Consider the following 4,708-nt stretch of genomic DNA (forward strand, 5'->3'; position numbering starts at 1 on the left):
AACGGGCTGCGGAATTATCTTTAACCCATTGCGCGTTTTGGGCGCGCCGTTTTTGGATCTGTTTTATTGTTAATGGCTTGTGTTGTTTAAAAATAATTCTGCCTGTTAGTTTTTAACCTATAATTTAAGAGTGCATGGTGATTCATGCTATATGTTTTTTTTGTTAATAGTAAGAATGGGTGTTTAGATTGCGATATATGCTTCCCATCAATTTTAGTGTTCTGAATCATAACTAACAGATCAAAAAAAAGAGAGGGATAATATGCAAAAATATGTTGCGGAGTTATTTGGTACTTTCTGGCTGGTACTAGGGGGGTGTGGTAGTGCGGTATTGGCTGCGGCATTTCCAGACGTTGGCATTGGTTTGCTTGGAGTGTCTGTAGCTTTTGGTTTAACTGTTGTAACAATGGCTTATGCGATTGGCCATATTTCGGGTTGTCATTTAAACCCGGCCGTGTCAATTGGTCTTTGGGCGGGAGGACGTTTCCCTGCCAATCAATTGCTACCTTATATTGTTGCACAGCTTATCGGCGCCATTATTGCGGGCGGTGTTATTTACCTTGTTGCCAGTGGTAAAGCAGGCTTTGATGTCGCAGGTGGCATGGCCTCTAACGGTTATGGTGAGCATTCACCGGGTGGCTACACATTAACCGCAGCACTGATTATTGAAATTGTCATGACAATGATGTTCTTGGTGGTGATATTGGGTGCGACGGATAAACGTGCGCCAGCTGGTTTTGCACCAATAGCTATCGGTCTATGTCTTACGCTGATTCATTTAATTAGTATTCCAGTGACCAATACTTCAGTGAACCCTGCTCGTAGCACTGGTGTTGCATTATATGTCGGTGATTGGGCAACAAGTCAGCTTTGGTTGTTTTGGTTGGCACCGATTGTAGGGGCAATTCTGGGAGCGCTTGTTTACCGTTATATTAGTAGCGGCGCGGAAGATTAAGCGGTAGCCTTTAGTTGGTTTGTGTAGAAGCTGCCTGGTATATAGAACAGTTTGCCAGCTAGCTTCTATTTGAAAATTGGCGATGATATTTTCGTTGATAGAATTACTTGCAGATAATGATTGCTTGGCACATAAATGCACTGTTCGTGCATCCACCACTCAGTTGCCATGAGCAGGTTTACGGGTTAGGTAGAGGCATACTTTATGCCTTTGAGCTTTAATCAAAGGCGTTATTGGCAATAGCTAATTCGTGATGAATATGATTATGAACAACCTGTTGATTATATACATTACCATCTTGTGATGTATGGACATGTAGAGTGATGGGTGGAAGGGCTTTATTCAAGTATTCATGAATACATATCGAAAGGTATGTTAAGCCGAGATTAGTGCATAACGAGGAAATTTGGGGGGGAAGTCATGATTTGTTGGGGTTCGCAAGCTCGCCCCAACCTACGGGCTGTCAGACTTCTACTTTAGTATCCCTTCGGGACTCGTTAAGTATTCACTAAGCTCGCGTTGCTCGTTCTAGTCAAAACATGAGCCCCAGCTCGAAAGAGTTGGGGCTTTTTTTATCGAAATAGATAATGTTATTTATAAAAAGCTTCGATCAACATTGCTAAGAGATGCCCGAAGCTTTTTTGCGGAGACTAAACTAAGTCGAAGCGGTCAAGATGCATTACTGTTGCCCAAGCCATGACAAAGTCATAGACAAACTTTTCTTGCGCATCAGCACAGGCATAAGCTTCGGCAAGAGCACGTAGCTGCGAGTTAGAGCCGAAAATAAGATCGACGCGTGTGCCGATCCATTTTACATCGCCTGTTGTGCGATCACGACCTTCGAACACCTGATCATCTTCTGACATCGCCTTCCAAGTAGTACTCATGTCGAGCAGGTTGACGAAGAAGTCGTTCGTTAAGGTTTCAGGTCGTTTAGTGAAAACGCCGTGTTGCGATCCATCAGCATTAGTGTTCAATACACGCATACCACCAACTAAAACGGTCATTTCCGGTGCGGTTAATGTTAACAATTGCGCGCGATCCACTAATAATTTTTCAGCCGACACAGTGTGTTGGGTTATTAGATAATTACGAAACCCGTCAGCAGTCGGTTCGAGTACTGCGAATGATTCGAGATCGGTTTGCTCTTGCGATGCATCGGAGCGACCTGGCGTAAACGGAACCTCGATATCATGGCCTGCATTCTTAGCTGCCTGCTCAACACCCACAGAACCACCGAGCACGATAACATCAGCCAATGACACAGCTTTACCGCCCGATGCCGAATGATTGAAATCCTGTTGAATGCCTTCCAAGGTTTGCAATGTCTTTGCTAATTGATCGGGTTGGTTAACTTGCCAATTTTTTTGTGGGGCAAGACGAATACGCGCGCCATTAGCGCCACCACGCATATCAGAACCGCGAAAGGTTGATGCGGATGCCCAAGCTGTTGCAACGAGTTGAGAAATAGACAGGCCCGAAGCAATGATTTTGGCTTTGATATCTACTTCGTCTTGCTCGTCAATTAATTCATGTGTAACTTCTGGGATAGGGTCTTGCCAAATCAATTCTTCGTGCGGAACCTCAGCACCGAGATAGCGAGCGCGAGGCCCCATATCGCGATGGGTCAGCTTAAACCAAGCACGAGCAAAGGCGTCAGCAAACTCCTCAGGGTTTTCATGAAAGCGACGTGAGATCGGCTCATAAATTGGATCCATTCTCAGCGCCATATCTGCCGTAGTCATGATAGGTGCGTGTGACTTTGACGGATCATGTGCATCAGGCACAGTACCCGTTGCTGCTCCCTCTTTCGGTATCCATTGGTGCGCCCCGGCCGGACTCTTCGTCAGCTCCCACTCATAACCAAAGAGTGTGTCAAAGAAACTGTTATCCCATTGCGTAGGGGTCGCTGTCCAGGCACCTTCAATACCACTGGTAATGGTATCAACGCCTTTACCGCTGCCCATGCTGTTTTTCCAGCCGCAGCCTTGTTCTTCAATACCAGCTGCCTCAGGCTCAGGGCCAACGTTAGCCGGGTCACCGGCACCATGCGCTTTACCAAAGGTATGTCCACCGGCAACCAAAGCAACCGTCTCTTCGTCATTCATTGCCATACGAGCAAAGGTGTCGCGTATATCACGCCCTGAAGCAACCGGGTCAGGCGTACCGTTTGGCCCTTCTGGATTGACATAGATCAAACCCATTTGTACTGCAGCAAGTGGGCTTTCAAGGTCACGTTCACCTGAATAACGTTTGTCACCAAACCATTCGTTTTCAGAACCCCAATAGATGTCTTCTTCTGGCTGCCAAACATCTTCACGACCGCCAGCAAAACCAAAGGTTTTAAAGCCCATCGATTCAAGCGCGCAATTACCCGTTAAAATCATCAGGTCAGCCCAAGAGATTTTTTTGCCGTATTTTTGTTTAATCGGCCAAAGCAGCATGCGTGCTTTGTCGAGATTGCCGTTGTCAGGCCAACTGTTCAGAGGCGCAAAACGTTGGTTGCCGGCTCCGGCTCCGCCACGGCCATCACCGGTGCGATAAGTTCCAGCACTATGCCAAGCCATGCGAATAAACAAAGGGCCATAGTGACCGTAGTCAGCGGGCCACCAATCTTGCGAGGTGGTCATTAACTCCATGATGTCTTGCTTTAAGGCAGCCAGGTCAAGGCTCAGAAACTCTTCTGCATAGTCGAAATCCGGATCCATAGGATCAGATAAGCCAGAATGCTGATGTAAAATATTCAGATTCAACTGGTTTGGCCACCAATCGCGGTTTGAGGTACCGTCGCCGGCTGAGTGTTTATGGGTGCCGCCTGAAAATGGGCATTTGCTCTCGTCAGACATATCTTATCTCCTAATGATTAGATGAATTTCTCTGCTGGGAGTCTGTCGGGCTTAGGATGCATCTACTGCGAAAAAGCCCTTTTGACCCCTTTTTTCGATCCTTTTCGTTAAATATGTCCAATATTCGCCTCAAACAATCAAAAAAATGGACTCATACCCCAAGGGCGCCTGGAAATGGCTTTCTCTCGAGACGATCACCTAAGTCCGACAGGCTCCTAGATTGTAGTTATAGTCCTTCCATGTCCTCCTGACTAATTAATTTTTTCGAAACCACCGATAGCAAATAGTAAAGATGGGTGATTGACTTGTGTAGTTACGAGTGCTGTTTTCATAGTCGCTTCTTACATAACAGCCATATTACTGAGAATTGAGTGGTGACTTTACTTAAGCACCGATATAAGTGCGCCAAATATAAATACCAAATGCGCCAAAGGCAAGGCTGAAGAGTAGACAAGATAGACCTGATAAGGCGACAGGCAAGTTAATACCATTCAGTTTAATTTGTTTTACCGCCATCACTGCACCCATAAGCCCGGCAAGAGCCACAAACTCGGCAAACATTAAAATCAAGAGCAGGTGCTGCGGAATACCGTTGTCGGTAACGGGGCCGTAGTGAGTAAGCAGTAGGACGAGAACCCCTAGCACGGCACAGGCGGCAGTAACGATGTTTAAGTTGCGCAGACTGAGCATAGGAAGATGTAGTTGCCGTGAAAGAGGCAGTATAGCTTAGCGTGTGATATGGGTATAACAAAGGGGACATCTGCCCCCTTTGTTACGTGTTTTTGCGGCGGGTTTATTTTCGTCGCAAGGGTAGCAATAGGTGCTCAATGGCGCTGGTAGCAATCATTGCTTTTGTGATGACTACTATTGGTCCACTTTATCCATCTTATCCATCTTATCCATCTTA

The 4,708-nt window shown here is 46.2% G+C and carries 3 protein-coding genes; 1 reads left to right on the forward strand and 2 read right to left on the reverse strand.

Annotation, left to right across the window (positions count from 1 at the left end; translation table 11 throughout):
* Nucleotides 1-262 precede the first annotated feature (262 nt).
* Nucleotides 263-955 carry an aquaporin Z gene (gene aqpZ, locus JKY90_04685; protein MBL4851562.1) on the forward strand — a complete coding sequence of 231 codons (693 nt, stop codon included), beginning with the start codon at nucleotides 263-265 and terminating at the stop codon, nucleotides 953-955.
* A 650-nt stretch (nucleotides 956-1,605) separates the two neighbouring features.
* On the opposite strand, the gene katG is transcribed toward aqpZ, so the two are convergent.
* Both katG and JKY90_04695 read right to left on the reverse strand, forming a co-directional pair.
* Nucleotides 1,606-3,801 carry a catalase/peroxidase HPI gene (gene katG / locus JKY90_04690; GenBank protein ID MBL4851563.1) on the reverse strand — a complete coding sequence of 732 codons (2,196 nt, stop codon included), beginning with the start codon at nucleotides 3,799-3,801 and terminating at the stop codon, nucleotides 1,606-1,608.
* A gap of 384 nt (nucleotides 3,802-4,185) precedes the next feature.
* Nucleotides 4,186-4,491: a hypothetical protein gene (locus JKY90_04695; GenBank protein MBL4851564.1), complete on the reverse strand. Its 306-nt coding sequence runs from the start codon at nucleotides 4,489-4,491 to the stop codon at nucleotides 4,186-4,188.
* Nucleotides 4,492-4,708: the final 217 nt, after the last annotated feature.

It is taken from the genome of Gammaproteobacteria bacterium (assembly GCA_016765075.1).
Classification (GTDB): domain Bacteria; phylum Pseudomonadota; class Gammaproteobacteria.

What these genes read in the sequence shown, in the direction of transcription:
- aqpZ (MBL4851562.1), top strand. Translation starts at nt 263, where the DNA reads ATGCAAAAATATGTTGCGGAGTTATTTGGTACTTTCTGGCTGGTACTA.
- katG (MBL4851563.1), bottom strand. Translation starts at nt 3,801, where the DNA reads ATGTCTGACGAGAGCAAATGCCCATTTTCAGGCGGCACCCATAAACAC.
- JKY90_04695 (MBL4851564.1), bottom strand. Translation starts at nt 4,491, where the DNA reads ATGCTCAGTCTGCGCAACTTAAACATCGTTACTGCCGCCTGTGCCGTG.